This is a genomic window from Leifsonia sp. RAF41 (assembly GCF_052114085.1).
Taxonomy (GTDB): Bacteria; Actinomycetota; Actinomycetes; order Actinomycetales; family Microbacteriaceae; genus Leifsonia.
In genome coordinates this window covers 778,094-804,200 of the sequence record NZ_JBFREB010000001.1, presented here as the reverse complement: position 1 = coordinate 804,200, position 26,107 = coordinate 778,094, and the positions used below count along the sequence as shown (strand labels likewise).

Here is a 26,107-nt window from a genome sequence, read left to right as displayed (position 1 = left end):
ACTCTTGACAAGGAACCGTCGGACCTGATTGGTTGGTTACATGAGTAATGAACCGGTGAAGCTCGAATGATCGACGAGGGCAAGCCGATCTTCGTCCAGATCGCCGAGCAGATCGAGGACGACATCATCGACGGGGTCTACCCCGCCGAGACGCAGGTGCCGTCGACCAACGAGTTCGCGGCGTTCCACCGGATCAACCCCGCGACGGCAGGCAAAGGCATGGGCCTCCTTGTGGACGAGGGGATCCTCTACAAGAAGCGAGGGATCGGCATGTTCGTCACCGAGGGAGCCCGTGAGCGGCTCATCGCCAAACGTCGCGACGCCTTCCCCAGCGAGTACGTCCGCCCCCTTCTCACCGAGGCCGCCAAGCTCGGCATCGACCCCGAACAGCTCGCCCGCATGATCCGCACGGCCGCGCAGCCGGAAGCTGCATCGCCGACCTCGACGGCCGTGCCGTCCCCGACGAAAGGAGTGAGCGCATGAGCGCCACCCTCGCCTTCCCCGCCCCCGCCGTCCAGGTGACGGGCCTCACCAAGAAGTTCGGACAGTTCGCCGCGATCGACGACGTCTCCCTCACCATCGCGCCCGGGCGCATCCACGGGCTGCTCGGCCGGAATGGCGCGGGCAAGACAACGCTGATGCAATTGATCACCGGGCAGGACTTCCCCACTGAGGGCGCCATCCGCGTCTTCGGGGAGCACCCGACCGAGAACGCCCGGGTGCTGCAGAACATCTGCTTCATCAAAGAGAGCCAGCGCTACCCGGAGGACTTCCAACCCAAGCACGTCTTCCGAAGCGCACCGTGGTTCTTCGAGAACTGGGATGCCGACTTCGCCGACCAGCTCATCGAAGAGTTCCGCCTACCGCTCGACCGGCGCATCAAGAAGCTGTCCCGGGGCCAGCTCTCCGCCGTCGGCGTCATCGTCGGCCTCGCCTCCCGGGCGCCGCTCACCTTCTTCGACGAGCCGTACCTCGGGTTGGACGCGGTCGCCCGGCAGCTGTTCTACGACCGGCTGCTGGAGGACTTCGCCGAGCACCCGCGCACGGTGGTGCTCTCCACCCACCTGATCGACGAGGTCGCGAACCTGCTGGAGCAGGTCATCGTGATCGATCAGGGACGCATCCTCATGGACGAGGACGCCGAGACGCTCCGCACCTCTGCCACCACCGTGGTCGGGCAGCGTGCCACCGTCGACGCCTTCGTCCGCGAACGCGATGTGCTGCACCGCGACGGTATCGGCGGGCTGGCGTCCGTCACCGTCGGCGGGCTGACCGCTTCCGACCGGGCGGAGGCCGCCGCAGCCGGCCTCGAGCTCGCGCCGGTGTCGCTCCAGCAGCTCATCGTCCGCAAGACCGACATCCGCGAGACAGGAATCGAGCAGAGCGCATGACCGCAGCACATCCCGCACCTACCCTCGTCGCGGCACCCGCCCCGGGGCAGCGCATCTGGCGCGTCGTCCGGCTGAACCTGGTGAACAAGTGGACCGTCATCTGGATCCCGGCCATGATCATGGGATTCATCTGGCTGGTGAACTGGCTCATCTGGTGGATCATCTGGGCCGCAACTGCACCGGCCGACCGCGCCGATGCCATGGACGGCACGCAGTGGAGCGGAGGCGGGTTCTACATCTTCGTCTACATGCTGGTGGTCGCCATCCAGGTGATCTCCGCAACGTTCCCGTTCGCGCTCGGCTACAGCGTGACCCGCCGCGATTTCGCGCTCGGCTCGGGGCTGACGTTCCTGCTCCTCGCCGCAGGGTATGCGCTCGGGTTCACCCTCCTGTCGACCGTCGAGGAGTGGACCAACGGGTGGGGGCTCGGTGGTCACCTCTTCACGTCGGTGTACTTCGGTGGCGCGAACGTCGGCGAGCGGTTGTTCATCGTGTTCGGCGCGATGCTGTTCTTCTTCGCGGTCGGAGCGTTCTCGGCGGCGCTCTTCATGCGCTGGCGGATGAATGGCATCCTCATCGTCGGCGCCGTCCTGGCACTGGTCCTGGTCGGCGCGATCGCTCTCATCACCTTCACCGAGAGCTGGCCGGCGGTCGGTGAGTGGTTCGCGGCGAGCGGACCCATCGGGGTGACGGCGTGGCTGCTGGTCCCGACCGCGCTCGCGGCAGTGGCGGCCTACCTGGCCCTCGCCCGCGCGACACCGCGCAGCTGAGGCGGCACCGTCCTGCAGGAGATTCGGCCGCGCAACCGGCCGAATCTCCTGCACGACTGCCAAACGGAGGAGATCCTGAGCCGGTTCTCCTTCGATCCACCGCTCGTCGTCGGCTACGTCGCCTCGTTCTTCGCACTCTCGCTGGCGCTGGGGCGCGGCGTACCGCTCGGGATCGCCTACGCGATCTGGTCCGCCGTCGGCGTCGCGGCGATCGCGATCATCTCGTGGGTGTTCTTCAAGGAGTCGCTCACCTGGGTGCAGATCGCCGGCCTGGTGCTGGTGATCGGCGGCGTCGGGCTGCTGGAGCTCGGTGCGTGCCACCCGGCCTGAGAGGCGGCCTACTCAGGCCTAGCCGACGAATGCGCTCAGCGCTTCGTCGAGGGTTCGTGCGGGCGCTATGTACTCGTAGACCGCGCCGATGCCGGTCGGTACGTACTCCCCCTCTGGCGTGATGGTGATCGCGCCCAGCGGTCGGCCGCGGCCGATCGCCGCGTCCTCGTCCGGGAACGAGTGGTCGTAGACGTCGTAGCGGTCGCCGTCCTCATAGACGGTCAGGTCTTCCAGTAGCGGCATCTCAGAACCTCCTGGTGAACGGCAGCGGTTTGCGCATCCGGATGAGCAGCAGCAGCGGGACGAGCACGTACGGCCCGTTGTACAGCAGGAACACGACCGGGTTGGGCGTGCGCTCGCCCACCGGACCGAAGAACTCCACCCCGAAGATCGGGATCGCCGTGAGGCTGATAATCATGGTCGCGTAGATGACGGCGAACAGCTGGATCCAGTTGAACCCCTTCACCAGGCAGACGACCAGCAGCACGTAAAAGGGCAGATAGATGAACGCGCTGGTCCCTGTGATGAAGCGCAGCCACAGCGGCTCGTGCATGTAGAGCGGGTCGTACTGCGACGAGTACGTGTAGTTCCACTGGGCCAGGATGTTCGTCGTCGTCGCCGTCTGCGGGATGCCGAGGGTCGGGATGGCATCGCTGATGATGCAGGTGACGATGAACAGCGAGAACATCACGATGAAGAAGATGTCGACGGGTCGCTTGCGGAGCGGCAGGTTCGCGGGCGCCGCTGGTGCGGCGGGGGCGGCCTGGCCTGTTTCTGTTCCTGGGCTCACGGTGGTCACGCTCGGGAGCCTAGCGCCGTCGTTGCGTTACTTCAGGGATTTCTGCATCAGCACGGTGCCGAGCCAGCGGTCGAACTTGTAGCCGACGCGGCCCATCCGGCCGATCTCCGTGAACCCGAAGTTCTCGTGCATCTTGATGGATGCCTCGGCACCCTTGTCGGCGATCACGGCGATGATCTCCTTGAGGCCCGCCGCCTTCGATCGGTCGATGAGCTCCTGCATCAGTACCGGTCCGAGGCCCTTCCCGGTGGATGCGGCCCCCAGGTAGATCGAGTTCTCGACCGTGAAGCGGTACGCCCGCTTCTGCTTCCAGGGCTGCACGAGTGCATAGCCGAGGATCTGCCCGGCGGGCGACTCGGCGACGATGAACGGCATGCCGAGCTTCTTGAGGTACGCGTACTTGCTCTTCCACTCGCGCAACGTCATCGCATCTTCGTCGAAGGTCACGGTGCTGTTGGCGACGTAGTGGTTGTAGATCTCGCGAATGTGCGGGAGGTCCTCCGGGCGCGCCTCGCGGAGCGAGTACTCGAACGGCGCCTCCTGCGGCTCCTGTTTGCGCAGATGGCGTGGGAGGACGCGGCGCTCCTGGTATTCCTCTTCCAGCACCCCTCAAGCCTACGTCGGCAGTGTTGCAGGCGCGTTACGGATGCAGGGACCAGTCGACAGGTTTCTCGCCCACCTGTTCGAGCAACGCATTCGCGCGCGAGAACGGCTTCGAGCCGAAGAACCCCCGCGACGCGGAGAGGGGACTCGGGTGCGGCGACTCGATCGCCGGGTTGCCACCGAGCAGCGGCGTGAGCGTCGAGGCGTCGCGCCCCCACAGGATCGAGACGAACGGCCGGCCGCGGGCGACGAGCGAGCGGATGGCGTGCTCGGTCACCGCCTCCCACCCCTTTCCGCGGTGCGAGGCCGGTTCACCCGGGCGGACGGTGAGGACGCGGTTGAGCAGCATGACGCCGTTGTCCGACCACTCGCTCAGGTCGCCGTGGGGAGGCGGAGTGACACCAAGGTCGTCGTGCAGCTCCCGGTAGATGTTCTGGAGGCTCCTCGGCAGCGGACGGAAGTGGCGCTCCACCGCGAACGACAGGCCGATCGGGTGTCCGGGGGTCGGATACGGGTCCTGCCCCACAATCAGGACCCGGACATCTGCGAGCGGGGCGCGGAACGCCCGCAGCACGGCATCCCCCGCGGGAAGGTAGTGGCGCCCGGCGGCCACCTCACCGCGCAGAAACGCGCCCGTGTCGGCGATCCGGTCGGCTACGGGCTCGAGGGCAGCAGCCCATCCCGGATCCATCGAGCCGTCGGCGGCCAGCTCAGCCAGCGTCTTGGGCACTCGGTCGCTCAGTGGGTGGCGGCGGTCACCGGCGGAAGCGCCGACCACGGGAACGTGATCCAGCGGTCCGTGCGCCGCCAGACGAAGTCGGGCTCGAGGACGGTGCGGGGCTTCGAGTAGAGGCAGACCGTGCGGACGTCGGCACCGGACGCCGAGATCAGGTCGACGACCATGGCGAGGGTCCGACCGGAGTCGGAGACGTCGTCCACGAGCAGCACCCGCTTGGCCTCCAGCGCGGCGGAATCGAGCATGGGAGGGAGCACCACGGGCTCGGGGAGACGTGAGTCGACCCCGGTGTAGAACTCCACGTTCAGCGCGCCGCACGCCTTGATGCCGAGAGCGTACGAGATGGCACCGGCGAGCAGCAGGCCCCCACGGGCGATGGCCACGACCATGTCCGGCTCGAAGCCCGACTCGACCACCTCGCCCGCCAGATGACGCGACGCTTCACCGAACTCCAGCCATCCCAGGACCTCCCGCTCCTTCTCCTGAAGGACGTCTGCTCCGGAATCGTCGAGTTCGCTGGCCATCCCTCTACCGTACCGGGGCCACCCGGGTGTTAGCATCCGCGCATGACATCGGAGAAGACGTCGACCCAGCGCCGGGCGACGGTCGCGATCGGCGCGACTGCCGCCCTCATCGGCTGGCTCGCGTTGGTGGAGCTGACGAGCGGCATCCTGCAGGGCTACTACGTGCCGCTCATCTCCGACATCGTGCGTCACTTGGGCATCCACGACGCCGACTACAACTGGTTCGAGGCCGCCCAGCTGCTGGTCTCCGCCCTGGTCGTCCCCGTGCTCGCGAAGCTCGGCGACATGTTCGGGCACAAGCGCATCCTGCTGGTCGCCACCGTGTTGACCGCGCTCGCCAGTTGGGCGCTCGCGTTCTCCGGCGACTTCGTCAGCTACTTGCTGGCATTCGCGCTGCAGGGCTTCTACGTGGTCTGGCTGCCGCTCGAGATCGCCCTGATCTTCGACCGCGGTCGCCGCACAGGCACGGCCCCCTCGCGCACTCGACGCGCCGCTGGTCTGCTCGTCGTCGCGCTCGAGGCCGGGGCCATCGTCGGGGCGATCGGCGCCGGGCTGCTGTTCGAGGCGCTCGGCGGCAACGTGACCGTGACCCTGATGGTGCCTGCCGTGGCGGTGACCCTGGTCTTCTTCGCGATCCTGTTCGGCGTCCCCGAATCCGAGCCCGGGCCGGGACGCACCCTCGACGGGATCGGCTTCTCCCTCCTCGCGCTCGGCCTGCTGCTGATCACCTCCGGACTGACCTTCCTCCGGCTGAACGGCGCCGGCACCTGGTGGGTCTGGGGGCTCATCCTGCTCGGCGTCCTGGCGTTCATCCCGTTCGGGCGCTGGGAGCTGCGTCAGAAGGACCCGGCGATCGACCTGCGGGTGCTGCGGCAGCCGGCGATGTGGCCGGTGCAGCTGACCGCGGGCCTGATCGGGATCAGCCTGCTCGGCGCGCAGGCGCCGCTCAGCACCTACGCGGGCACCGATCCGGCGAACGGTTACGGCCTCGGGCTCTCGGCCGGGCAGCGCAGCATCCTGATCGGCGCCTACCTGATCTCGATGATCGTGGGGGCGCTGCTGTTCCCGCTGGTGTCGTCGTGGCTGACTCCGCGCGTGACGCTGATCGGTGCGTCTTTCCTGGTCGCGATCGGATACCTGCTGTTCCTGCCTTTCCACCTGGAGACCTGGCAGGTCTTCACCAACATGGCCATCGCCGGGATCGGCTCGGGCGCGCTCGTCGGAGCCCTCCCGGCCGCAGCGGCCGCGGCCGCCCCACGCGGGCAGACCGGCGTCGCCACGGCGATGACCAACACCACCAAGACGGTGGGCGGATCCTTCGCATCAGCGGTGTTCGGCGTCGTGCTGCTCACCGGTGCCGCGACGGTGACCGCCACAGCCGCCAGCCTCTTCGGCTACATGATCGTCTGGACCATCTGCGGCCTCGGTGCACTCGTCGCCGCGGTGCTCCTCTACTTCGTCCCGCGACTCGCGTTCGCGGACGCCGAACCCGTCCTGGAGTAATCATGTCCGAGCAGCTCCCACCCGCTGTCGCCGATGCGCTCACGCAGTTCCTGCTGGAGCAACGAAGAGTCGCCCCCGGGCTGGTGAGCCGCGCGATCGTCACCGGCTCCGCCGTCGCCGGGGACTGGCATCCCGGCGTCAGCGACATCGACGTCGTCTTCGTCGTCACCCGTGACCCGATCGACGACCTGCCCAACCTCGCCGAGCTCCACGCCGCGTCCCAGCCGCACATCGACGGCGTCTACCTGACCGAGTCGGAGATCGCACGCGGACCGGACGTCGTGCAGACGGCCCCGCAGGTGGTGGAGGGCGTGCTCGTCTCCTCCCTGCCCGGCGCGCAGCTGAGCTGGATCACCTGGCGGGAGCTGGAGGCCGGGGTGCAGGGGATCGTCGACGGCGGGGATGTCATCTGGTCACCGACGGCCGACCGCGACCCCCGGACCGCGGAGGGTGTCGTCGCGTTCTCGCGCGACAACCTCCTCGACTACTGGCAGCGCATCGGCGACGGCGTCGAGCGGGAGCTGGCGGAGCGGCCGGACGACGGACCGGTGCGTCCCGAGACCGTTCGCTGGGTGGCGCTCGGCCCGATCCGGCTGGTCGCCACGATCGAGAGCGGCGAAGTGCTCTCGAAGACGGCGGCCGCCGCGTTCGCCGCCGAGCGCTGGCCGGAACACGCGGAACTGCTGGAGCGGGTCGTGCGCGACCGCGCCGGCGACCGCCAGGAGTTCACCGCGGGCGACGGGCGGGAGGCCCTGACGCTCCTCCGGAAGTGCGTCGCGGTCGCCGACGACTGACCCTAGCGCGGCGCCTCAGCTGCCGTCGCCGCGCTCGTCCACCGCGTGGTCGCGCATCCGCTGCGCCTGCGCCTCTCGGTCGTTCCGCATGACGCGCGTGCGATCGTTCAGGTAGTTCACGATGGTGGCGCTCGCGGTCCCGACGATCGCCACACCACCGATCATGAGCACGACGGCGAGAACGCGGCCGGGAACCGTCACGGGATAGTAGTCGCCGTAGCCGACGGTCGCCATCGTGACGCACGCCCACCAGACGGCGTCGCCGAACGAGCGGATGTTGGATCCGTGCGCGAAACGTTCGACCTGGAACTCGGCGAGCGAGATCACATAGATGAACATGACGATGAAGCTCGCCGCGATGATCACCACGCGTCGCCGCAGGTGCGACCCGCTGTTGCCCTGCAGCCCGGGGAGGTGGCGCAGTCCCGTCAACAGGCGGAACGGCCGCGCCATGGGAATGAACACCGACAGCAGATCGACGGGGTTGTGCCGGACGAACTCGGCCTTGTGCTTTGCGAGGATCAGCCGCATCACGTAATCGACGAGGAAGAACGCCCAGACCGCTACCAGCACGACGATCAGGACGGCGTTGAGCGCCGGCGATTTCGACTCGTCCAGGATGTTCCACGAGTACGCGACGAGGAAGAGCACGCTCGCGGCGATCCCGGGCCAGGCGGTCGCCCGCTCCCAGCGCAGACGCTTGCTGTCATCCTCATCGGTCATGGTCAGTCCCCGACTCGCAGCTCGCCCTTATGGAGGCGGTACGGGGCGGCCTGCGCGACCGGCTTCACGACGATCAGGTCGAGGTCGACGTGCCGGGGAAGGCTCAGCGCGTGGACGATGGTCTCGGCGACATCCTCGGCGGAGAGCGGCTCGGGGACGTCCTCGTAGACGGCGTCGCGGCGAGCCTGGTCGCCGCCGAAGCGCACGAGCGAGAACTCCTCGGTCGCGACCATCCCGGGCGCGACCTCCACGACCCGGATCGGCTCACCGTTGAGTTCCAGCCGCAGCACCTCGGTGAGGGCGTGCTCGGCGAACTTCGCCGCGTTGTACCCGCCTCCTCCGGCGTAGGCGGTGAGACCTGCGATCGACGTGACGTTCAGGATGTCCGCGTGCCCGGTCGCCCGCGCCCCCTCCCGGAGCAGCGGCAACAGGGCGGAGATCACCCGCTTGGTACCGATCACGTTGATCTCGTACATCCAGGCCCAGTCGTCGATGCTCGACTTCTCGACCGAATCGAGCCCCTTCGCGCCGCCCGCGTTGTTGACGAGGGCGTGGATGCCGCCGGTCGATTCCAGGTGGGCGCGGAGCGCATCCACGTCCGCCTGCTTCGTCAGGTCGGCGGCGACGAATTCGGCGCCGGTCTCCTCCGCCAGCTCCCGGAGGCGGTCCTCGCGGCGCGCGACCGCGACCACGTCCCAGCCCTGCCCGAGGAAGGCCCGCACCGTCGCCGCGCCGATCCCCGAACTCGCTCCCGTCACGACCACACGTCTGCTCATGCCCTCATTGTCGCGGGTTACGGCGTGTTTCGGATACGTTGCCCGCGTGCGGCGGCGCGTCTAGCCTGCTGTGGACGGCGGTGGACGACCGCTTGCAGTCCCCACCCCGAACGCGCGTCCCGCGCGCCCGCAGACCCGAAAGAGAGACGCCATGACCGAAGCAGCCGACTGGCAGTTCGAGACCAAGCAGATCCACTCGGGGGCCGCTCCGGACCCCGTGACCAACGCGCGTGCGACGCCGATCTACCAGACCACGTCCTACGTCTTCAACAACGCCGAGCACGCCAAGAACCTGTTCGCTCTGGCGGAATTCGGCAACATCTACACGCGCATCCAGAACCCGACGCAGGCCGTCGTCGAGGAGCGCGTCGCCGCGCTCGAAGGCGGCAGCGGTGCACTCCTCGTCGCCTCCGGCCAAGCGGCCGAGACCTTCGCCGTGCTGAACATCGCACAGGCGGGCGACCACATCGTGTCCTCGAGCTCGATCTACGGCGGCACCTACAACCTCTTCAAGTACACGCTGGCCAAGCTCGGCATCGAGACCACGTTCGTCGAGAACCAGGACGACGCCGAGGAGTGGCGCCGCGCGGTCCGCCCGAACACGAAGCTCTTCTTCGCCGAGACCATCGGCAACCCGAAGATCAACATCCTCGACATCGAACTCGTCGCCGACATCGCGCACGAGGCCGGTGTGCCGCTCATCGTCGACAACACGATCGCGACGCCGTACCTGATCCGCCCGTTCGAGCATGGCGCCGACATCGTGGTCCACTCGGCCACCAAGTTCCTCGGCGGTCACGGCACGGTCATCGGCGGCGTCATCGTCGACGGCGGGACGTTCGAGTGGTCGAAGAACGTGGACAAGTTCCCCGGTCTCACCGAGCCGGACCCGTCGTACCACGGCGCCAGCTACACGGCGGCGGTCGGCGACGCGCTCGCCTACATCATCAAGGCCCGCGTGCAGCTGCTCCGCGACCTCGGCGCCGCCATCGCGCCGGCGAGCGCTTGGCAGCTCATTCAGGGCATCGAGACCCTCTCCCTGCGCGTCGAGCGTCACACGCAGAACGCGCAGGAGATCGCCGAGTTCCTCGAGGGGCACTCCGACGTCGCTTCCGTGAACTACTCCGGCCTGCCCACGAGCCCGTGGTACGCGGCCGCCAACCGCTACGCCCCCAAGGGCGTCGGCGCGGTGCTGTCGTTCGAGCTCAAGGGCGGCGTGGATGCGGGGGCCGCGCTGGTCGACAACCTGTCGCTGTTCAGCCACCTGGCCAACATCGGCGATGTCCGCAGCCTCGTGATCCACCCGGCCTCCACCACGCACTCCCAGCTGACCCCGGAGCAGCAGCTCACCGCGGGCGTCACCCCCGGCCTGGTGCGCCTGTCGGTCGGCCTGGAGAACATCGACGACCTCAAGGCGGACCTCTCCGCCGGCCTGGCCGCCGCCCGCTCCGTCGCGGAGGCCGCCCGCGCCTGACCGACCCCGCAGGCCCCACCATCGAGTACGCGAAGACTGCACGCCCAGACCCGCTCTGGCGTGCAGTCTTTGCGTACTCGATGGTGGGGTCGGCGGTGGGGGTCGGCGGCGGGGCGTAACACTGCGCGGAGGGAGGGTCGGCTCCGCGAGAATGGGACCCATGGAGTGGCAGACATCCGCCGACACGGCGCCGTCGAGTTTCATCACGGAGGCCCAGGCTCGGACGCTGCTCGGGAAGCCGCCGGCGAGCGGCGCCTGGAAGGAGTCGGACGCGGCGGGGGATCGGCAATTCGCCGGGATCGGCGCCTTCTCGTTCGAGAGCGGTGAGAGCCTCCCCTACGTCCGCGTCGCCTACGAGACCTGGGGCGAGCTGTCCCCCGAGCGCGACAATGCACTCCTGGTGCTGCACGCTCTGACCGGCGACTCCCACGCCGTCGGGCCGTCCGGCCGCGGCCATCAGACGGCCGGCTGGTGGCAGGGCATCATCGGCCCCGGCAAGGCGATCGACACGGACCGCTGGTTCGTCGTCGCACCCAACATGCTGGGCGGCTGCCAGGGCACGACCGGACCCGCGTCGCTCGCCCCCGACGGCTCGGAGTGGGGTGCGCGCTTCCCGTTCACGACCATCCGGGACCAGGTGAACGCCCAGGCCGCGTTCGCCGACGCGATCGGGATCGACCGCTGGGGCGCCGTCGTCGGCGGCTCCATGGGCGGCATGCAGGCGCTGGAGTGGGCGGTCGCCTTCCCGGAGCGCGTCGAACGTCTCGCAGTGATCGCCGCCCCGCCGCACTCCACCGCCGACCAGATCGCGCTCAACTCGGTGCAGATCGAGGCCGTCCGTACGGACCCGTTGTTCCGCGGCGGCCAGTACTACGACGCCGAGGACGGCGACGGACCCCACCGCGGCCTCGCCCTCGCGCGCCGAATGGCCCTGCTCAACTACCGCAGCCCCTCGGAGCTCAACGAGCGCTTCCAGCGCGCCTGGCAGAGCGAGATCAGCCCGCTCGGCGGCGGCGGACGCTTCGCGGTCGAGTCGTACCTCGACTTCCACGGCAACAAGTTCACCCGCCGGTTCGACGCCAACAGCTACATCACGCTGGTGGAGGCGATGAACTCGCACGACGTCGGCCGCGGTCGTGGCGGACTTGCCGCCGCCCTGTCCCGCGTGACCGCACGCACCCTCGTCGTCGGCATCGACAGCGACCGGCTGTTCCCCGTCGAGGGACAGGAGCAGATCGCCTACCATGTTCCGCACACGCTGGACGGTAGAGTTCCAGTGGTGATCCGGTCGGACTTCGGCCACGACGGGTTCCTGATCGAAGACGACGCGGTCAGCACGCAACTACGGCGGCTCTTCGCCGACTGACGAAGGATGGAGGGGCATGTCGCGCATCCAGAAGGAGCGTGATCGTCTCCTCGCCGCGACGGCCCGTACCGTCGGCCTGACCGCTACGGCGACCGCACTGATCTGCCTGAGCGTGCCCGGGTCCCTCCCCCTGCCGCTCTATCTCGCATCCCTCGTGCTGGTGGTCTGTCTCGGCTACGCCCAATGGCAGCTCGCCACCCTGCTCCGGCTGATGCTCTGGATGTGGGTGATCGTGGTCGCGGGCGTCGCGCTCATCCTGATTCACCTGCTGCCGGGAACCGCCCTCGGACCGTCGGCCATCAGCGCCGTCGGCGTGATCGGCGCAGCCTCGGTCGCCTGCGTCTGCGTGCTGGCGGTGACCTCGCGGCCGCGCATCCTCCTGTTGATCGTGGCGGCGGCCGCGACGCTCGCGGCGCTCGCCTTCACGCTGGTGCTGACGCGGTCGCGCATGATCGAGCCGCTGGTCTTCACGATGACGGGGTGGGTCGCGCTGACCGCGACGGGCATCTGGCTCTCCCGCACCGTCCCCCGGACGCTCAAGCGCATCTCGACGATGAGCCGGGCGTACCGCGTCGAACGGCAGGCGAGCGAGACGGAGGCGCGGCGGCGCCAGAGCGCGCGCCTCTTGCACGACACGGTGTTGGCGACGCTGACCCTCCTGGCCCACTCCGGCGTCGGTGTCAGCCACGGAGCGCTGCGCGAGCAGGCGGCGGAGGATGCGGCCCTGCTGCGCCAGCTGCGTCTCGGCTTCACGCCCGACCCGGCACGCTCGGGCGACTACAAGCTCAAGCCTGTCGAGGAGTCCGCCCTCGGGAAGACGCTCGAGTCGGTCAAGCAGCGTTTCCGTCGCATGGGACTCGAGGTCAACTGGCACGGCGCGGGTCAGGTGCTGCTGCCCTCAGACGTGCTCGACGCGTTCCTGCTCGCTCTCGGCGAGTGCCTGGAGAACGTCCGCCGGCACTCCGGGGTCAACGAGGCGCACGTCACCATCACAGACGATGAGACGAACGTGCGCGCGATGGTGACCGACGCGGGCAAGGGCTTCGACGTCGCGACGATCGACTCGGGTCGTCTCGGCTTCACGGAGTCGATCGTCGCCCGCCTGCGCGATGTCGGCGGCAACGCCCGACTGTTCTCGTCACCCGGCAGCGGGACGACCGTGGTGCTGGAGGTGCCGAAATGACGCGTGTGGACGAGCGGACCGTGCCGCGCAGCCCGATCGCGCGCGGCGCCGCCGGAGACGAGCGGGATGCCCTGGGCCGCGCCCGGCTGGACCTCGGTTTCAACGTGGCGACGGTCGCTCTGATCGCGTTCCTGCTGGTGCTCTTCGCACTCAACGTGTCCGACTACTCCTTCCTCGGCTTCACGATCGCCGCCTGGGTGCTCATCGCGACCACTCTGGTCGGCGCGCTCGTCCTGCGCTTCCGCCTGCCGGACGAGCTGCCGCTGTGGGCCTATCTCGCCGGGCTGACGGCGTGGGCTGGTGCCGTCGCCCTCGATATCGCCGGGACTTGGCCGGTGGGTGGGGCCAGTGTTCCGTTGACGGCGGCGACGGCCGTTGGTCCCGCTTTGCTGCTGTGCGTCCCGGTGCGTCCCGCCCGTGACATCATGCTGGCCGCATCCACACTCGGCGGCGTGCTCCTGGTGGTCGTGATCTGGCGCGCACTGCCGAACCTCCAACTCCTGGGACCGGGGCTCGTGACCGTGGCGATCGCGGTCGCGCCGCCTGTGGTCGGAGTGCAGATCGTCCGCTCGCTCCGCACCCTGGTCCAGTTGGAGCTCGACCTGGTGCAGGTGCAGAGCACCGTCGTCTCCCCCGGCTACGCGATCGGCATGCTGGCCTCCGAGGAGCTCGCCCGGCTCGACCTCGCCGCCGAGCGTCTGCTCGACGGGGTGGCCACGGGACGCACCTCCCTGCCGCTCGACGAGGACACCGCGGATGCGGCGGCCAGCATCGCGACCGAACTGCGCCTCCACCTCATCCAGGGCCGAAAGGAGACGTGGCTGTACCACGCGGTGACCGAGTCGGCGCTGCTCGGGCCGTCGGTCACACTCACCGACCCCGACGGGCTGGCCGCCGGGCTGAACCGCGACCAGCGCGACGGACTGCTGACCGCGGTCTGGCTGCTCATCAGCGACCCGGTGCGGACGGGTGCCGGGCAGCCCCGAACCCTCACCCTCGACCTGTCGCGGCCCGTCGGCACCTACCCGAAGACGGCGAACCCCGGCGCGACGATGTCGATCGTGATCACAACGAGCGGTGTGCCGCGAAACGGGGTAGACCCCGCGGCATGGCAAGCTATCCGTAAAGTGGGGCGCTATTCCGAGTCATTCTCGGGATCCGCGCTGCGCATCGAGATCACCACGGTGCGCGACGCTTCTGCGGAACTGGGTTGAACCAGTCCGGACCGGGAAACAGAAAGGCACGACATGGGCGAGGAACCGCCGATTCGGATCGCGATCGTCGATGACCACAAGATGCTCCTCGGGGCGCTGACGGAATGGATCCGCAACGCCGCGGACGACATTCGGATGGTGGCGGCGGTGGCCAGCTGGCCCGAGCTCCTCACGCACCCGGAATTCCCGGTCGACGTCGTGCTGCTCGATCTGGATCTCAAGGACAACATCCCGATCTCGCTGAAGCTGTCGACGCTGAAGACGACGGGCGTGGCGACCGTGCTCATGAGCACCTACTCGGAGCCCGCGGTGGTGCGCGAAGCGCTCGCGGCCGGGGCGATGGGCTACCTCGTGAAGAGCGAGGATGCGGAGATGATCGTCGAGGCGATCCGCGCTGCACAGAAGGGCGAGTCGTTCATCTCGGCCGAGCTCGACCTGGCGCTCAACGCTGGCGAGGTCGGCGGCGCGCCGAAGCTGAGCGCCCAGGAGCGTCGGGTGATGGCGCTGTACGGAGCCGGCGAGCCGGTCAAGGCCGTCGCGTTCCAGCTGGGGATCTCGGACGAGACCGCGAAGAGCTACCTCAAGCGCATCCGCGAGAAGTACCGGGTGGCGGGATACGACGTCGGCACGAAGGTGGCGCTGCGGAAGCGCGCCATCCAGGACGGCATCCTGCTCCAGAACGACTGACGCGGCCTGCCGCGGAAACGGAGGAGGCTCGGACCGATGGTGTCCGGGCCTCCTCCGTTTTCGGCGTTTCGCCGGCGTGTCGAGCCGCGCCTCCTCCGTTACGACGCCGGGGCACCGCGTTAGGTCAGTCGACCGATACCGGGTCCGGCCGCTGGGCGTGCACGACGCCGGTGTCGACGCCGCGACGCTCGCGCGAGCGGTCGATCGAGAACGAGAGCAGCGCGAGCAGGATGCCCGCAACGGCCAGCACGGCGCCAACGACGATCGGCGACAGGTAGCCGAAACCGGCGGCGATCGTCAGTCCGCCGAGTGCGGCGCCCGACGCGTTCGCGATGTTGAGCGCCGAGTGGTTGAGGGCGGCCGCGATGGACTGGCTGTCGTGGGCCACATCCATCAGGCGCGTCTGGATGGTCGGCGAGAGTGCGGAGCACGCCCCGGAGACGACGAAGACGGAGACCAGCAGACCGACGATGGTGGCCGCGGTCAGCCACAGCACCGCGAGGCCGACCAGCAGGATCGCAAAGAACAGCAGCATGCTGTTCTTGACGCTCTGGTCGGCGGCACGGCCGCCGAGCAGGTTGCCGACAGTCATGCCCAGGCCGGCGACGACGAGGACGAACGGCACGGTCGCCTCCGGCATCCCGGTGACCGTGGTCACCAGGGGCGCGATGTAGGTGTACACGGCGAAGAACCCGCCGAAGCCGATCGCGCCGATCGCAAGCGCCAGCCACACCTGCAGACGTGTGAAGGCGCGCAGCTCGTTCCGCATCGTGGCCTTCGCGTTCCCGGCCTGCCACGGCACCAGGAAGGCGACCGCGACGAAGGTCAGGGCGAAAATGGCGGCGACGACGAGGTAGGCGATCCGCCAACCGTTGTGCTGCCCGATCCAGGTAATGGTGGGCACGCCGATCACGTTGGCGATGGTCAGCCCGGACAGCACGAAGGCGACCCCGCGGCCGCGCTTGCCCGGACCCATCAGCGACGCCGCGACGAGCGAGGCGATGCCGAAGTACGCGCCGTGCGGCAGCGCAGAGATGAAGCGCGCCAGCATCACGAGCTGGAAGGTCGGGGCGACGGCGGACGCGATGGTGCCGACGGTGAAGGCAACCAGCAGCCAGAGGATGAGCTTCTTGCGCGGCCAGCGAGCCGCGAACGCGGCGATCGTCGGAGCACCCACGACCACCCCCAGCGCGTACGCCGAGATGATCCAGCCGGCCTGCGCGTTGGCGGCGGTCGGCGAGTCGGCGTAGAGCTGCGGCAGCAGATCGTGCGCGATGTTGGGCAGCAGGCCCATCGCGACGAACTCGGTCGATCCGATGCCGAAGCCGCCGAGGGCGAGTGCCAGGAGGGCAAGACGAATACGGGCCGACGACAGCTTCGTCGGCCCGTCAAGAAGCGGGGTCACGCGCCCAGCTTATATCGAATCGTTTCGACCCACGGCCACCGCGGCGTCCGATTGCTCCGCGAAGAACTCGGCGACATCGACGTCGCGGGTCTCCTCCGGACGCGAGACGCTCGTTCGCACGGCTCCGACGATCGCCACGATCACGCAGCCGAGGAGCACACCGCCGATGAGCACTGCCACGATCGCCAGGAACGGGCCGAAGGCGACGAACAGGCCGACGACGAGGGCGACGACGGTATAGACATCCATGTCAGTCCTGCCGCTCGAGGGCAGCCTCGAGCCGCTGCACCTTGCCATCCAGCTCGCCGGAGTAACCCGGCCGGATGTCGGCCTTCAGAACGAGCGAGACCCGCGAGCCGAACCGGCCGACCGCTTCGGTCGCTCGGCGCACCACGTCGAACACCTCGTCCCACTCCCCTTCGATGGTCGTGAACATCGAGTCCGTGTGATTCGGGAGGCCCGACTCACGAACGACGCGAACGGCCGCCGCAACGGCGTCGTGGACCGAGGCGTCGGCCCCCTCTCCCCCGCTCGGTGCCACAGAGAACGCCACCAGCATGATTTCTCTCCTCTCAGGCGACCGCGTCAGCGCGGGTCGCCGCCGACCGGTTCCGCGTGCGCGCCGGGTGCCGACCGGAACGGCCACGCGTGGGCCGGCACCAGGTCGCCGGCCGCCTCCTGGCGATGCCGCCGCCGCCAGAGCGCGGCGACCGTCCATCCCAGGATCACGAAGTACATCAGGTTACGCACGGTCAGCACGGCCACCATCGCCGGGTCCGGCACCAGCAGCCAGTCGTACAGGAAAGGGTAGAACACCTGCGTGAGACCGGCGGTGACCAGCACGAGGATCGCCGGGATGCGGAACCCCCGGCCCTGGTAGGCGAGCCCGATCACGACCGGCGCCGCGAGCCACACGACGTACTGCGGCGAACCGACCTTGTTGAACGCGATGAACGCGGTCACGAGGGCCAGCGACAGCTCCGGCAGGATGCGCGTGTACGGCGTCCCCCGCCGCATGGCGCGCACGCCGATCAGCGTCACGACCACGGCCGTCAGCGCGAACAGCGGGTTCATCAGCGACCCGGCTGCCGCCGTCCCCTGCCCGCTCACCTGGAAGGTGAGCAGCGTCCGGTCGTAGTACACCTCGGACCCGGGCACGTGTAATGCGGCCTGCCACATCCAGATCGTGCTCACCGGCGCCTCGATCTGCAGCCCACGGTCGGTCTGCGTCGTGATGAAGCTCAGGATGTGCCACCCGGCCCCGAAGATCAGCGGCACGGCCACGATGACCGCGGAAGTCACGACGGCCACGAGCACGATGTGCCAGCGCGAGCGGATCGCGACGACGGCGGCGAGCAGCATGGCAGCCGGCCAGACCTTGATCCAGGTGGCGGCGGTCAGCACGACCACGGCGGCGCGCTCGTGCAACGTCAGCCAGAGCAGTCCGACGATCCCCAGTGAGGCCGAGACGGCATCCAGCCTCCCCACGGCGATCGGGCCGAGCAGCAGCAGGAACCCGAGCCACCACCAGGCGGCGATCAGGCGGCGCGGCTCGCGCCCGACGATGAGCACGGCGAACGCGGCCGCGTTGAGCAGCAACACCATGTTCAGCCAGGCCCAGACGTAGCCGTCAGCGCCGAACAGCAGGGGGAGCATCACCGGCACGATCGCGCCGAAGGGGTACACCCAGTCGGAGTTCACCCCGACGATCTGCGTGCCTTGCGCCGCCAGCTGCGCCCACGGCTTGTAGACGAGGAAGACGTCGCCGAGGCCCTTGCCCTGGTCGAGGGCGAGACCGCTGATCACCAGGTGCACGACGAGGAACGCGATCCACAGCGCCAGCGGGCTGTGCACCACCCGGTGGACGGCGCCCGGCGCGGCTTCCGGGGTCGCCTCGGCGCGCGCCGGCGCCGCTTCCATCCCCATAGCGCCACATCCTAGGGGATGCGTCGGGCGCGCTCCTGAACTGCCGTCCGCTAGCGGTCGCCGACGGACCGGACGAGGTCGCGCACCACTCCGGGCAGGCCGCCGACGATGTCCAGTGCCACGATCGGGCCGCCGTCCGAGACGCGTTCCGCCGCACGGCCGTGCACCCAGGCGGCGGTCGCACCGAGGGCGGCGAGCGCCGCATGACCGCCCTCGTCGATCTCGCGCGCGTGCGTCGCCACGAGGGCGCCGAGCACCCCGCCGAGCACGTCCCCGCTGCCGGCGGTGGCGAGCCACGGCGGTCCGGCCGTGACGGTGTACAGCGGCCCACCCGGCGCGGCGACATGGGTCGTGTGCCCCTTCAGCAGCACCGTCACGCCGAGGCTGTCCGCCGCGCGCACAGCCCACCCCGCCGGGTCCGCCGCGATGTCGTCCGCGGTCACGGCGTCCGAGTCGTCATCCGCCCCCGTGGCGAGCATCGTCGCCAGTTCGCGGAAATGCGGCGTGACGATCACCGGCGCGGACGCTTGTCCGACCAGATCGAGAGCGCCCGCGTCGATCACCAGCGGACGGCCGTCACGCAGCGCCGCACGCAGCCGGTGAGCGTCGTCGTCGGGCCGTGAGGTCGCATCCATCCCGGAGCCGATCAGCCACCCCTGCACCCGGCCGGACGCCGTGACGACCTCCGGCCGACGACGGATCACCAGGTCGGACGGGCGGTCGGCGCCGAGGTAGCGGATCATCCCGACACCGGTGCGGGACGCGCCCTCGACACCCAGCACGGCGGCGCCCGGGTAGAGCTCGGAACCGGTCACCACCCCGAGTACGCCGCGCGAGTACTTATCGCTCGCGTCCCGCGGCACCGCGATCCACGCGGCCGCGTCCTGCTCGTCCCAGCTCTGCCATCCCGTCACCGGTCGCCTCCGCTCGTCGTGTGATCCGTGACCATAGAACCCCTTCGGACCTCACGATAGGTTGTGACCATGGCGATCAGCATCCCCGGAAAGGTGATCGTGTTCGACTATGGCGAGGTCATCTCGGTGACCCCGACACAGGACGACCGCGCGGCCCTGGCCGAGCTGGCCGGCGGGGATACGCAGGTGTTCTGGCCGGCCTACTGGCGTCACCGGGATGCGCTCGACCAGGGCACGCTGAGCATCCAGTCGTACTGGCGGGGCATCGAGCGGGAGCTCGGCGAGAGCTGGGGCGACGCGACAATCCACCGTCTGTGGCTGGCCGACTTCCGCAGCTGGCTCACCATCGACCACGACACGCTCGACGTGCTGCTCGACCTGAAGGCGGGCGGCACGCGGATGGCTCTGCTGTCGAACGCGGGCCGCGACTTCGGTTCGTACTTCCGCCACGGCACCCTCGGCGACCTCTTCGAGAAGGTCTTCGTCAGCGGCGAGCTCGGCACGATCAAGCCGAGCCGTGAGATCTTCGAGCACGTGTGCGCGGAACTCGGCGTGACACCTGCGCAGACGGTCTTCATCGACAACAAGGAGGCCAACGTGCGCGGAGCGGAAGCCCTCGGCATCACCGGCCATGTCTTCACGACTCCGCAGGATCTTCGGGCATATCTGGAAGCCCTCGGGTCTTAGATGGAGGTATGCCCTCTCTTTTCGATCCCCTGACCCTGCGCGGGGTCACCGTCCGCAACCGCATCTGGACCTCGCCGATGTGCCAGTACTCCGTCCTCGACGAGTCGGGCGTCCCGAACAGCTGGCACTTCGTGCACCTGGGCTCGTTCGCCACCGGCGGCAGCGGTCTCGTCTTCACCGAGGCGACCGCCGTCAGCCCCGAGGGGCGTATCAGCCCGCGCGACACCGGGATCTGGACGGACGAGCAGCGCGACGCCTGGAAGCCGATCGTCGCCTTCATCGAGGAGCAGGGCGCCGTTCCGGGCATCCAGCTCGCACACGCGGGCCGCAAGGCGTCGAACTGGCCCGCCTGGGGCTTCGACGGCAAGGCCGGCACCGTCCCGGAGGGCGAAGGCGGCTGGCGTACGGTCGCCCCCTCCGCGATCCCGTTCGAAGGCTTCGACGTGCCGGAAGAACTCGACGCGGCGGGAATCGACACGATCGTCGACGACTTCCGGAGCGCCACCCGCCGCTCCATCGACGCGGGATTCCGCGTGCTCGAGATCCACGCGGCTCACGGCTACCTGCTGCACCAGTTCCTCTCCCCCCTCTCCAACCAGCGCACCGACGAGTACGGCGGCTCCCTGGAGAACCGCGCCCGGCTCCTGCTGCGCGTGGTCGCCGCCGTGCGCGAGGAAGCACCCGGCACTCCCCTGTTCGTCCGCTTCTCGGCGAGCGACTGGACCGAAGGCGGCTGGGACGAGCACCAGACGGCCACTGTGGCAGCCTGGGCGGAGAAGGCGGGCGCCGACTTCTTCGACATCTCCAGCGGCGGCATCCAGGCCGGGATCCGCATACCCGTCGAGCCGGGCTACCAGGTGCCGTTCGCGCACCACGTCCGCAGCACGTCCGAAGTGGATGTGAGCGCCGTCGGCCTGATCACCACCGCGGAGCAGGCCGCCGAGATCGTCGAGAGCGGTCAGGCGGACGCGGTCATGCTGGCGCGCGAACTCCTCCGCGACCCGCACTTCCCGCTGCGGGCCGCGCATGAACTCGGCGTGGAGATCGGCTACTGGCCGCCGCAGTACCTCCGCGCACGCTGGCGGCGCTGACGGGTCCCGGGCGGTCGGGTCAGGCCTCCTGGGTCAGGCAGAGGTAGTTGCCCTCGCTGTCCTGGAACCACGCCGACCGCCCCATGTCGTCGGTCGCGATCCCGTTCTCGGTGTGCAATCCGGGGAAGTCGTAGTCCGCGAAGACCACGCCCTTCTCCCTGAGGTGGGCCATCACGGCCTCGATGTCGTCGACCAGCCAGCACATCGCGGTGTTCTGCGCTGTGCCCGCATTCCCGGTCTCGTACACGAAGATCTTGCTGTCCGACCCGGTGCCGTACAGCACTCCGCCGTCGGTGGTCCGCTCCGGTTCGAGCTCCAGCTTGTCGCGGTACCACGCCGTGGCGCGCTGCAGGTCGGAGGCAGGAAGGACGGAGTATGTGACAGATGACTCCAACATGATGATTCCTCCTTCATCCGGGCGGGATGCTACGCCGGTCGTCGCTCGGAGGGGCTAGTGGAATCGGTGGTCTAGGAGCCGTGCCGCTCCTGGGAATCCGCCCGGGAATCCTCGGGCGACCCGCATTCCGTCTCGATATACTGGCGGCCACATGGACGACCCTCCCTCTAGACGCCGATCCGCTCCGGTACGCCCGCCGCTCACCGTGCGAGGTGAGCCCCGTGCTCTCTGAGTGGATCATGCTCGGGGTCGGCCTCCTGCTGACGATCGGTACCGGCCTGTTCGTCGCGAGCGAGTTCGCGCTGGTGAACCTCGACCGCGGTGACCTGGAGGCGCGGAGAGCGCGCGGAGAGTCGCGGCTGACGATGACCATCGCCGCGCTGAAGATCACGTCGACCCACCTGTCGAGCGCTCAGCTCGGCATCACGCTCACCACGCTGCTCACCGGTTACACGATGGAGCCGGCGATCAGTTCGCTCCTCCGCGGCCCGCTGACGGCGACCGGTCTGCCGGAGGGCGCCGTGATGCCGATCGCTACCATCGTCGCGATCGCAGTCGCGACACTGCTCTCCATGATCCTGGGCGAACTCGTCCCCAAGAACTTCGCGCTGGCTCTCCCCTTGGCGACGGCGAAGCTCGTCATCCCGTTCCAGACGGTGTTCACCACGGTGTTCCGTCCATTCGTCGCGCTTCTCAACGGCACGGCCAACGGCATCCTTCGACTGGTCGGGATCGAGCCGAAGGAGGAGCTCTCCGGCGCCCGCACGGCCGACGAGTTGTCCTCGCTGGTGCGACGCTCGGCGAGCGCGGGCGTTCTGGAGGAGGACACGGCGACCCTCCTGAGCCGTACCCTCGCCTTCTCCAGTCGATCGGCCTCCGACGTCATGACGCCGCGGCCGCGCATCGAGGCGGTGCAGCGCACAGATCCGGCGCAGGCGGTCAGCGACCTCGCCCGCAAGACCGGCTACTCCCGGTTCCCGGTGATCGGCGACGACATCGACGATGTGCTGGGTGTTGTGCACGTGAAGCAGGCGGTCGCCGTCCCGCGGCAGCGCCGCGGGCGCGTGCCGGCGTCGGCCCTGATGACGGATGCCCTGCGCGTGCCCGAGACCATGGGCCTCGACACTCTGCTCGGCGAACTGCGCGCCCGCGGCTACCAGCTCGCCATCGTCGTCGACGAGTACGGAGGCACCTCGGGCATCGCGACCCTGGAAGACCTGGTGGAGGAGATCGTCGGCGAGGTCGCCGACGAGCACGACCGCACTCGAGCCGGCGTGATCCGCGGGCGCGACTCGATCACGTTCCCCGGCATCCTGCGCCCTGACGAGCTGGAGGAGCGCGCGAGCGTGACGGTTCCGGAGGACGGGCCGTACGAGACCGTGGCCGGGTTCGTCATGAACGAACTGGGGAGGCTGCCGAAGGTCGGCGACGAGGTCCCCATCGAGGGCGGAACGCTGCGGGTCGAGCGCCTCGACGGTCGTCGCGTGGACCGCATCCGCTACACCCCCGATCCGGTCCCCGTGACCGAGGGAGCCAACGGAGAGGGGGCCACCCATGAGTGACTGGGCCGGACTCGCCTGGCTGGTCGTGCTGCTGGCCGTCAACGCCTTCTTCGTCGGCGCCGAATTCGCCGTGATCTCAGCCCGCCGCTCGCAGATCGAGCCGCTCGCCGAGCGCGGCAAGCGGAGCGCGAAGACGGCGCTGTACGCGATGGAGCACGCCACGTTGATGCTGGCCACCACCCAGCTGGGCATCACCGTGTGCTCGCTGCTGATCCTGAACGTGTCGGAGCCCGCGATCCACCACCTGCTGGAGGTGCCGCTGCACGCCACGGGATGGTCCGAGGAGGTGATCGGCACCATCGCGTTCATCGTCGCGCTGGTGGTGGTCTCGTTCCTCCACGTCGTCTTCGGCGAGATGGTGCCGAAGAACATCTCGTTCTCGATGCCCGACAAGGCGGCCCTGCTGCTCGCCCCGCCCCTGGTCGGTATCGGCCGCGCCGTCCGTCCGATCATCGTCGCGCTGAACGCGAGCGCGAACACCGTGCTGCGATTGTTCCGGGTGGAGCCGAAGGACGAGGCGGCGAGCACGTTCACCCTCGACGAGGTGGCGACCATCGTCTCGCAGTCCACCCGAGAGGGCCTGCTGACCGACCGGACCGGCGCGCTCTCCGCGGCCTTCGAGTTCACGTCGAAGAAGGTCCGGGATGTGGCCGTCGCCCTCGACGCGCTGGTCACCCTCCCGCTCTCACCGACGCCCGCCGATGTGGAGAAGGCCGTCACCAAGCACGGCTTCTCGCGCTACGTGGTGCCGGACGCCGACGGCGAGCCGACCGGCTATCTGCACCTGAAGGACGTGCTCGACCTGGAGGAGACCGGCTTCGAGCTGCCGGTGCCGGCCAAGCGCATCCGCCGCCTGGTCACCGTTTTCGCCGGCAGCGACGTGGAGGACGCACTGGCGACCATGCGCCGCTCCGGCAGCCACCTGGCCCGGGTGGTCGACGGCGAGGGCGCAACGGCCGGCGTGCTGTTCCTCGAGGACATCATCGAGGAGCTGGTCGGCGAGGTCCAGGACGCCACCCGACGTACCTGACCCGGCCGTCCCCGCCATGGACTGTTGACGTCGAACCGGGAGTGAGTGTACAGTCACTCACATGGCACGCACACTCTCCACAGCTGACGACCGCCGCGAGGCGGTGCTCGACAGCGCCATCACGGTCTTCGCCGCCAGCGGCTACCTCGGGACGCCGATCGCCTCGATCGCCGCGGACGCCGACATCTCCCCCGCGTACGTCTTCAAGCTGTTCCCGGGCAAGGAGAGCCTGTTCGTCGCCGCACTCGAGCGCTGCTTCGAGCGCATCGAGAAGGCACTGGAGCGCGGCGCCCACGCCGCCGACGGCGGAACCCCGACCGAGGTGCTGGATGCCATGGGCGACGCATACGCCGAGCTCATTGCCGACCGCGCTCTGCTGATGCTGCAAGTGCATGCGCAGTCCGCCTCCGATGTACCCGTGATCCGCGACGCACTGCGTCAGGGCCTCGCTCGCATCACGCGTTTCGCGACGACGCGCTCCGGCGCCGACGGGGACGCAGTCCAGCACTTCATCGCGTACGGCCAGCTGTGCCACCTGATCGTCACGGTCGGGCTGGAAGACGTGCCCGAAGCATGGGCGCGAGCATTGACCAACGGAATCCGCCACCCGTAAGACAGCCCGTCTCCGACCGTCCCTCGATCTGTCCCGAGAGTGATTGATCAATCACTCACAACGAAAGGAACCGACATGAACACCGCATCTCCCACCTTGACCGTTGCAGCAGCGACACCGCCCCGACCGCGCAGCGCTCACCGCTGGTGGGCACTCGCCGTGCTCGCGCTCGCGCAGTTCCTGGTCGTTCTCGACGCCTCCATCGTCAACATCGCACTCCCGACGGTCGGAACGGCTCTCGGCCTCGACACGGCCGCGCTCGCCTGGGTCGTCACCGCCTACGTTCTCCCCTTCGGCGGCCTCCTGCTGCTGGGCGGGCGCCTCGCCGACCGCTTCGGCCACCGCCGTGTCTTCCTCGTCGGTGTCGCCGGCTTCGTCGCCGCATCGCTGGCCGCCGGCCTCTCCGTCGACGGGACCATGCTCCTCGCCGCTCGTGCCGTCCAGGGTGCGTTCGCCGCGCTCCTCGCGCCGGCGTCGCTGGCACTGCTGACGCAGCTGTTCCCGGACGGTGCCGCACGCGGAAAGGCGCTGGGTGTGTGGGGTGCCGTCGCCGGGATGGGCAGCGCCGCGGGCGTACTCCTCGGTGGGGTCCTGACGGCGAGCTTCGGCTGGCCCGCGGTCTTCTTCGTCAACCTGCCGGTCGGCATCCTCGTGCTCGTCTCCATCCCCTTCCTGGTCACCCGGGACCGCGCGACCAGCAAGGAGCGGATGGATGCGGCCGGCGCCGTCACCGCGACTCTCGGCTTGGCAGCCGCCGTCGCGGCGCTCAGCGAAGGCGGAGCACTCGGATGGACGAGCCCGGTCGTCCTCGGCCTCGGAGCCCTCGCGGTCGCGCTCCTTGCAGCGTTCGTCCTCGTAGAGCGCCGCGCATCCCACCCGCTGCTGCCGTTCACGTTCTTCCGCAACCGCGACGCCCTTGCCGGCAACATCGTCATGCTGCTGGTTGGCGGCTCGACGGTCGCGCTGTTCTTCGCCCTCTCGGTCTACCTGCAGGAGGTCGTGCACTTGGATGCGCTCGCGGCCGGTCTCAGCCAGCTCCCGCTCGCGCTCGCCCTGATCGGCATCGCCGGTGTCGTCCCCGCCATCGTGACAAAAGCCGGCCTCCGCGCGACCCTCGGTGGCGCCCTGGTGGTGCTGGGCGCGGGCGTGGCCTGGCTGGCACTGGCCGGCGGTTCGGGCTTCGTCGCCGGATTCCTCCTGCCGAGTATCGTCATCGGGCTGGGCCTCGGCGCGACCTTCGTCACCGCCACCCAGCTCGCGGTCCGGGGCGTCTCGGAGTCGGAGTCGGGTCTGGCCAGCGGCCTGGTCAACACGGCGCAGCAGATCGGGGGCGCACTCGGACTCGCGATCCTCGGCGGCATCGCCGCAGCGCAGACGTCCGCTCTGCTCGCCGCGGGCAGTGATGCGGCCGCCGCGACGTCGGGCGGATTCTTCCTGCTCTTCCTCGGCGTCGCGCTTCTCGCGATCGCTGGCGCGGCGGTAACCGCACTGGTCCGCTCACGCTGATCCCGCCACCGAAGAGGGCGGTCCCATCCGGGGCCGTCCTCTTCGTCGTGCGTCTTCCGCCGCGGGCGGCCGGTAGCGACTGCGGTGTCTTGGAACATTTGCG

The 26,107-nt window shown here is 69.2% G+C and carries 30 protein-coding genes; 17 read left to right on the top strand and 13 right to left on the bottom strand.

The genetic code is table 11. The features are described 5' to 3' along the window. Positions 1-66 precede the first annotated feature (66 nt). From AB4Y74_RS03805 to AB4Y74_RS03790, 4 genes are read left to right on the top strand one after another with little or no spacing between them, the layout of a single operon-like run. A complete protein-coding gene (locus tag AB4Y74_RS03805; protein ID WP_441797785.1) occupies positions 67-483 on the top strand; it encodes a GntR family transcriptional regulator in 417 nt (138 codons plus the stop codon). Next, positions 480-1,391, top strand: a complete 912-nt coding sequence (locus AB4Y74_RS03800) for an ABC transporter ATP-binding protein (RefSeq protein WP_441797784.1) — start codon at positions 480-482, stop codon at positions 1,389-1,391. The genes AB4Y74_RS03805 and AB4Y74_RS03800 overlap by 4 nt, the downstream gene beginning before the upstream one ends. Further along, positions 1,388-2,161 (top strand): hypothetical protein, encoded by a 774-nt coding sequence (locus AB4Y74_RS03795; protein ID WP_441797783.1) that lies wholly within the window; start codon positions 1,388-1,390, stop codon positions 2,159-2,161. The genes AB4Y74_RS03800 and AB4Y74_RS03795 overlap by 4 nt, the downstream gene beginning before the upstream one ends. A 12-nt stretch (positions 2,162-2,173) precedes the next feature. Beyond that, a complete protein-coding gene (locus AB4Y74_RS03790; RefSeq protein ID WP_441800388.1) occupies positions 2,174-2,491 on the top strand; it encodes a DMT family transporter in 318 nt (105 codons plus the stop codon). 18 nt (positions 2,492-2,509) lie between these two features. Here the strand turns inward: AB4Y74_RS03790 and AB4Y74_RS03785 are convergent, their stop codons facing one another. Genes AB4Y74_RS03785 through AB4Y74_RS03765 form a run of 5 tightly spaced genes read right to left on the bottom strand, consistent with a single transcriptional unit; the run spans position 2,510 to position 5,153 of the window. Then, on the bottom strand, positions 2,510-2,734 hold the full coding sequence (locus tag AB4Y74_RS03785; protein ID WP_441797782.1) for a hypothetical protein: 225 nt from the start codon (positions 2,732-2,734) through the stop codon (positions 2,510-2,512). 1 nt (position 2,735) lies between these two features. Next, positions 2,736-3,290: a DUF2781 domain-containing protein gene (locus AB4Y74_RS03780; protein WP_441797781.1), complete on the bottom strand. Its 555-nt coding sequence runs from the start codon at positions 3,288-3,290 to the stop codon at positions 2,736-2,738. A gap of 27 nt (positions 3,291-3,317) precedes the next feature. Further along, positions 3,318-3,896 (bottom strand): GNAT family N-acetyltransferase, encoded by a 579-nt coding sequence (locus AB4Y74_RS03775; RefSeq protein ID WP_441797780.1) that lies wholly within the window; start codon positions 3,894-3,896, stop codon positions 3,318-3,320. Positions 3,897-3,930: 34 nt separating this feature from the next. After that, the gene (locus AB4Y74_RS03770; RefSeq protein ID WP_441797779.1) at positions 3,931-4,623 is read right to left on the bottom strand and encodes a uracil-DNA glycosylase; all 693 of its coding nucleotides are present in this window, start codon (positions 4,621-4,623) and stop codon (positions 3,931-3,933) included. Positions 4,624-4,631: 8 nt separating this feature from the next. Beyond that, a complete protein-coding gene (locus tag AB4Y74_RS03765; RefSeq protein ID WP_441797778.1) occupies positions 4,632-5,153 on the bottom strand; it encodes a phosphoribosyltransferase in 522 nt (173 codons plus the stop codon). 42 nt (positions 5,154-5,195) lie between these two features. Here AB4Y74_RS03765 and AB4Y74_RS03760 point away from each other — a divergent pair, with 42 nt between their 5' ends. After that, positions 5,196-6,656 carry an MFS transporter gene (locus AB4Y74_RS03760; protein WP_441797777.1) on the top strand — a complete coding sequence of 487 codons (1,461 nt, stop codon included), beginning with the start codon at positions 5,196-5,198 and terminating at the stop codon, positions 6,654-6,656. A gap of 2 nt (positions 6,657-6,658) precedes the next feature. Then, positions 6,659-7,450 (top strand): nucleotidyltransferase domain-containing protein, encoded by a 792-nt coding sequence (locus AB4Y74_RS03755; RefSeq protein ID WP_441797776.1) that lies wholly within the window; start codon positions 6,659-6,661, stop codon positions 7,448-7,450. Between the two features lie 15 nt (positions 7,451-7,465). On the opposite strand, the gene AB4Y74_RS03750 is transcribed toward AB4Y74_RS03755, so the two are convergent. Continuing rightward, positions 7,466-8,173 carry a potassium channel family protein gene (locus tag AB4Y74_RS03750; RefSeq protein WP_441797775.1) on the bottom strand — a complete coding sequence of 236 codons (708 nt, stop codon included), beginning with the start codon at positions 8,171-8,173 and terminating at the stop codon, positions 7,466-7,468. Positions 8,174-8,175: 2 nt separating this feature from the next. Further along, a complete protein-coding gene (locus AB4Y74_RS03745; protein WP_441797774.1) occupies positions 8,176-8,949 on the bottom strand; it encodes an SDR family oxidoreductase in 774 nt (257 codons plus the stop codon). A 151-nt stretch (positions 8,950-9,100) separates the two neighbouring features. On the opposite strand from AB4Y74_RS03745, the gene AB4Y74_RS03740 reads away from it, so the two are divergent. From AB4Y74_RS03740 to AB4Y74_RS03720, 5 genes are all read left to right on the top strand, one after another. Continuing rightward, the gene (locus AB4Y74_RS03740; RefSeq protein ID WP_441797773.1) at positions 9,101-10,423 is read left to right on the top strand and encodes a bifunctional o-acetylhomoserine/o-acetylserine sulfhydrylase; all 1,323 of its coding nucleotides are present in this window, start codon (positions 9,101-9,103) and stop codon (positions 10,421-10,423) included. A gap of 160 nt (positions 10,424-10,583) precedes the next feature. After that, positions 10,584-11,789 carry a homoserine O-acetyltransferase MetX gene (metX, locus tag AB4Y74_RS03735; RefSeq protein ID WP_441797772.1) on the top strand — a complete coding sequence of 402 codons (1,206 nt, stop codon included), beginning with the start codon at positions 10,584-10,586 and terminating at the stop codon, positions 11,787-11,789. A gap of 16 nt (positions 11,790-11,805) precedes the next feature. Next, a complete protein-coding gene (locus AB4Y74_RS03730; RefSeq protein WP_441797771.1) occupies positions 11,806-12,972 on the top strand; it encodes a sensor histidine kinase in 1,167 nt (388 codons plus the stop codon). Continuing rightward, positions 12,969-14,186, top strand: a complete 1,218-nt coding sequence (locus AB4Y74_RS03725; RefSeq protein ID WP_441797770.1) for a hypothetical protein — start codon at positions 12,969-12,971, stop codon at positions 14,184-14,186. Before AB4Y74_RS03730 ends, AB4Y74_RS03725 begins: the two co-directional genes overlap by 4 nt. A gap of 33 nt (positions 14,187-14,219) precedes the next feature. Continuing rightward, positions 14,220-14,873: a response regulator gene (locus AB4Y74_RS03720; RefSeq protein WP_441797769.1), complete on the top strand. Its 654-nt coding sequence runs from the start codon at positions 14,220-14,222 to the stop codon at positions 14,871-14,873. Positions 14,874-14,997: 124 nt separating this feature from the next. On the opposite strand, the gene AB4Y74_RS03715 is transcribed toward AB4Y74_RS03720, so the two are convergent. The 5 genes from AB4Y74_RS03715 to AB4Y74_RS03695 are packed head-to-tail and all read right to left on the bottom strand — an operon-like array spanning position 14,998 to position 19,118. Further along, positions 14,998-16,278: an MFS transporter gene (locus tag AB4Y74_RS03715; protein ID WP_441797768.1), complete on the bottom strand. Its 1,281-nt coding sequence runs from the start codon at positions 16,276-16,278 to the stop codon at positions 14,998-15,000. A 9-nt stretch (positions 16,279-16,287) separates the two neighbouring features. After that, positions 16,288-16,527, bottom strand: coding sequence for a hypothetical protein (locus AB4Y74_RS03710; protein WP_441797767.1), 240 nt, complete (start codon positions 16,525-16,527; stop codon positions 16,288-16,290). A gap of 1 nt (position 16,528) precedes the next feature. Continuing rightward, positions 16,529-16,837: a thiamine-binding protein gene (locus tag AB4Y74_RS03705; protein ID WP_441797766.1), complete on the bottom strand. Its 309-nt coding sequence runs from the start codon at positions 16,835-16,837 to the stop codon at positions 16,529-16,531. A 26-nt stretch (positions 16,838-16,863) separates the two neighbouring features. Beyond that, positions 16,864-18,204 (bottom strand): hypothetical protein, encoded by a 1,341-nt coding sequence (locus AB4Y74_RS03700; protein WP_441797765.1) that lies wholly within the window; start codon positions 18,202-18,204, stop codon positions 16,864-16,866. Between the two features lie 50 nt (positions 18,205-18,254). Then, positions 18,255-19,118 carry an ADP-dependent NAD(P)H-hydrate dehydratase gene (locus AB4Y74_RS03695; protein WP_441797764.1) on the bottom strand — a complete coding sequence of 288 codons (864 nt, stop codon included), beginning with the start codon at positions 19,116-19,118 and terminating at the stop codon, positions 18,255-18,257. A gap of 69 nt (positions 19,119-19,187) precedes the next feature. On the opposite strand from AB4Y74_RS03695, the gene AB4Y74_RS03690 reads away from it, so the two are divergent. Together AB4Y74_RS03690 and AB4Y74_RS03685 are read left to right on the top strand one after the other, a co-directional pair. Then, positions 19,188-19,805 carry an HAD family hydrolase gene (locus AB4Y74_RS03690; protein ID WP_441797763.1) on the top strand — a complete coding sequence of 206 codons (618 nt, stop codon included), beginning with the start codon at positions 19,188-19,190 and terminating at the stop codon, positions 19,803-19,805. An 8-nt stretch (positions 19,806-19,813) separates the two neighbouring features. Further along, positions 19,814-20,896, top strand: coding sequence for an NADH:flavin oxidoreductase/NADH oxidase (locus AB4Y74_RS03685; RefSeq protein ID WP_441797762.1), 1,083 nt, complete (start codon positions 19,814-19,816; stop codon positions 20,894-20,896). Positions 20,897-20,915: 19 nt separating this feature from the next. On the opposite strand, the gene AB4Y74_RS03680 is transcribed toward AB4Y74_RS03685, so the two are convergent. Then, entirely contained in the window at positions 20,916-21,293 is a 378-nt protein-coding gene (locus AB4Y74_RS03680; RefSeq protein ID WP_441797761.1) for a VOC family protein, read from the bottom strand. Between the two features lie 239 nt (positions 21,294-21,532). Between AB4Y74_RS03680 and AB4Y74_RS03675 the strand changes: the two genes are divergently transcribed. The 4 genes from AB4Y74_RS03675 (at position 21,533) to AB4Y74_RS03660 (ending at position 26,004) form a co-directional block, all read left to right on the top strand. After that, a complete protein-coding gene (locus AB4Y74_RS03675) occupies positions 21,533-22,855 on the top strand; it encodes a hemolysin family protein (RefSeq protein ID WP_441800387.1) in 1,323 nt (440 codons plus the stop codon). Then, positions 22,848-23,885, top strand: a complete 1,038-nt coding sequence (locus tag AB4Y74_RS03670) for a hemolysin family protein (protein ID WP_441797760.1) — start codon at positions 22,848-22,850, stop codon at positions 23,883-23,885. Before AB4Y74_RS03675 ends, AB4Y74_RS03670 begins: the two co-directional genes overlap by 8 nt. A 61-nt stretch (positions 23,886-23,946) precedes the next feature. Beyond that, a complete protein-coding gene (locus AB4Y74_RS03665) occupies positions 23,947-24,498 on the top strand; it encodes a TetR/AcrR family transcriptional regulator (protein ID WP_441797759.1) in 552 nt (183 codons plus the stop codon). A 75-nt stretch (positions 24,499-24,573) separates the two neighbouring features. After that, a complete protein-coding gene (locus tag AB4Y74_RS03660) occupies positions 24,574-26,004 on the top strand; it encodes a DHA2 family efflux MFS transporter permease subunit (protein ID WP_441797758.1) in 1,431 nt (476 codons plus the stop codon). Positions 26,005-26,107: the final 103 nt, after the last annotated feature.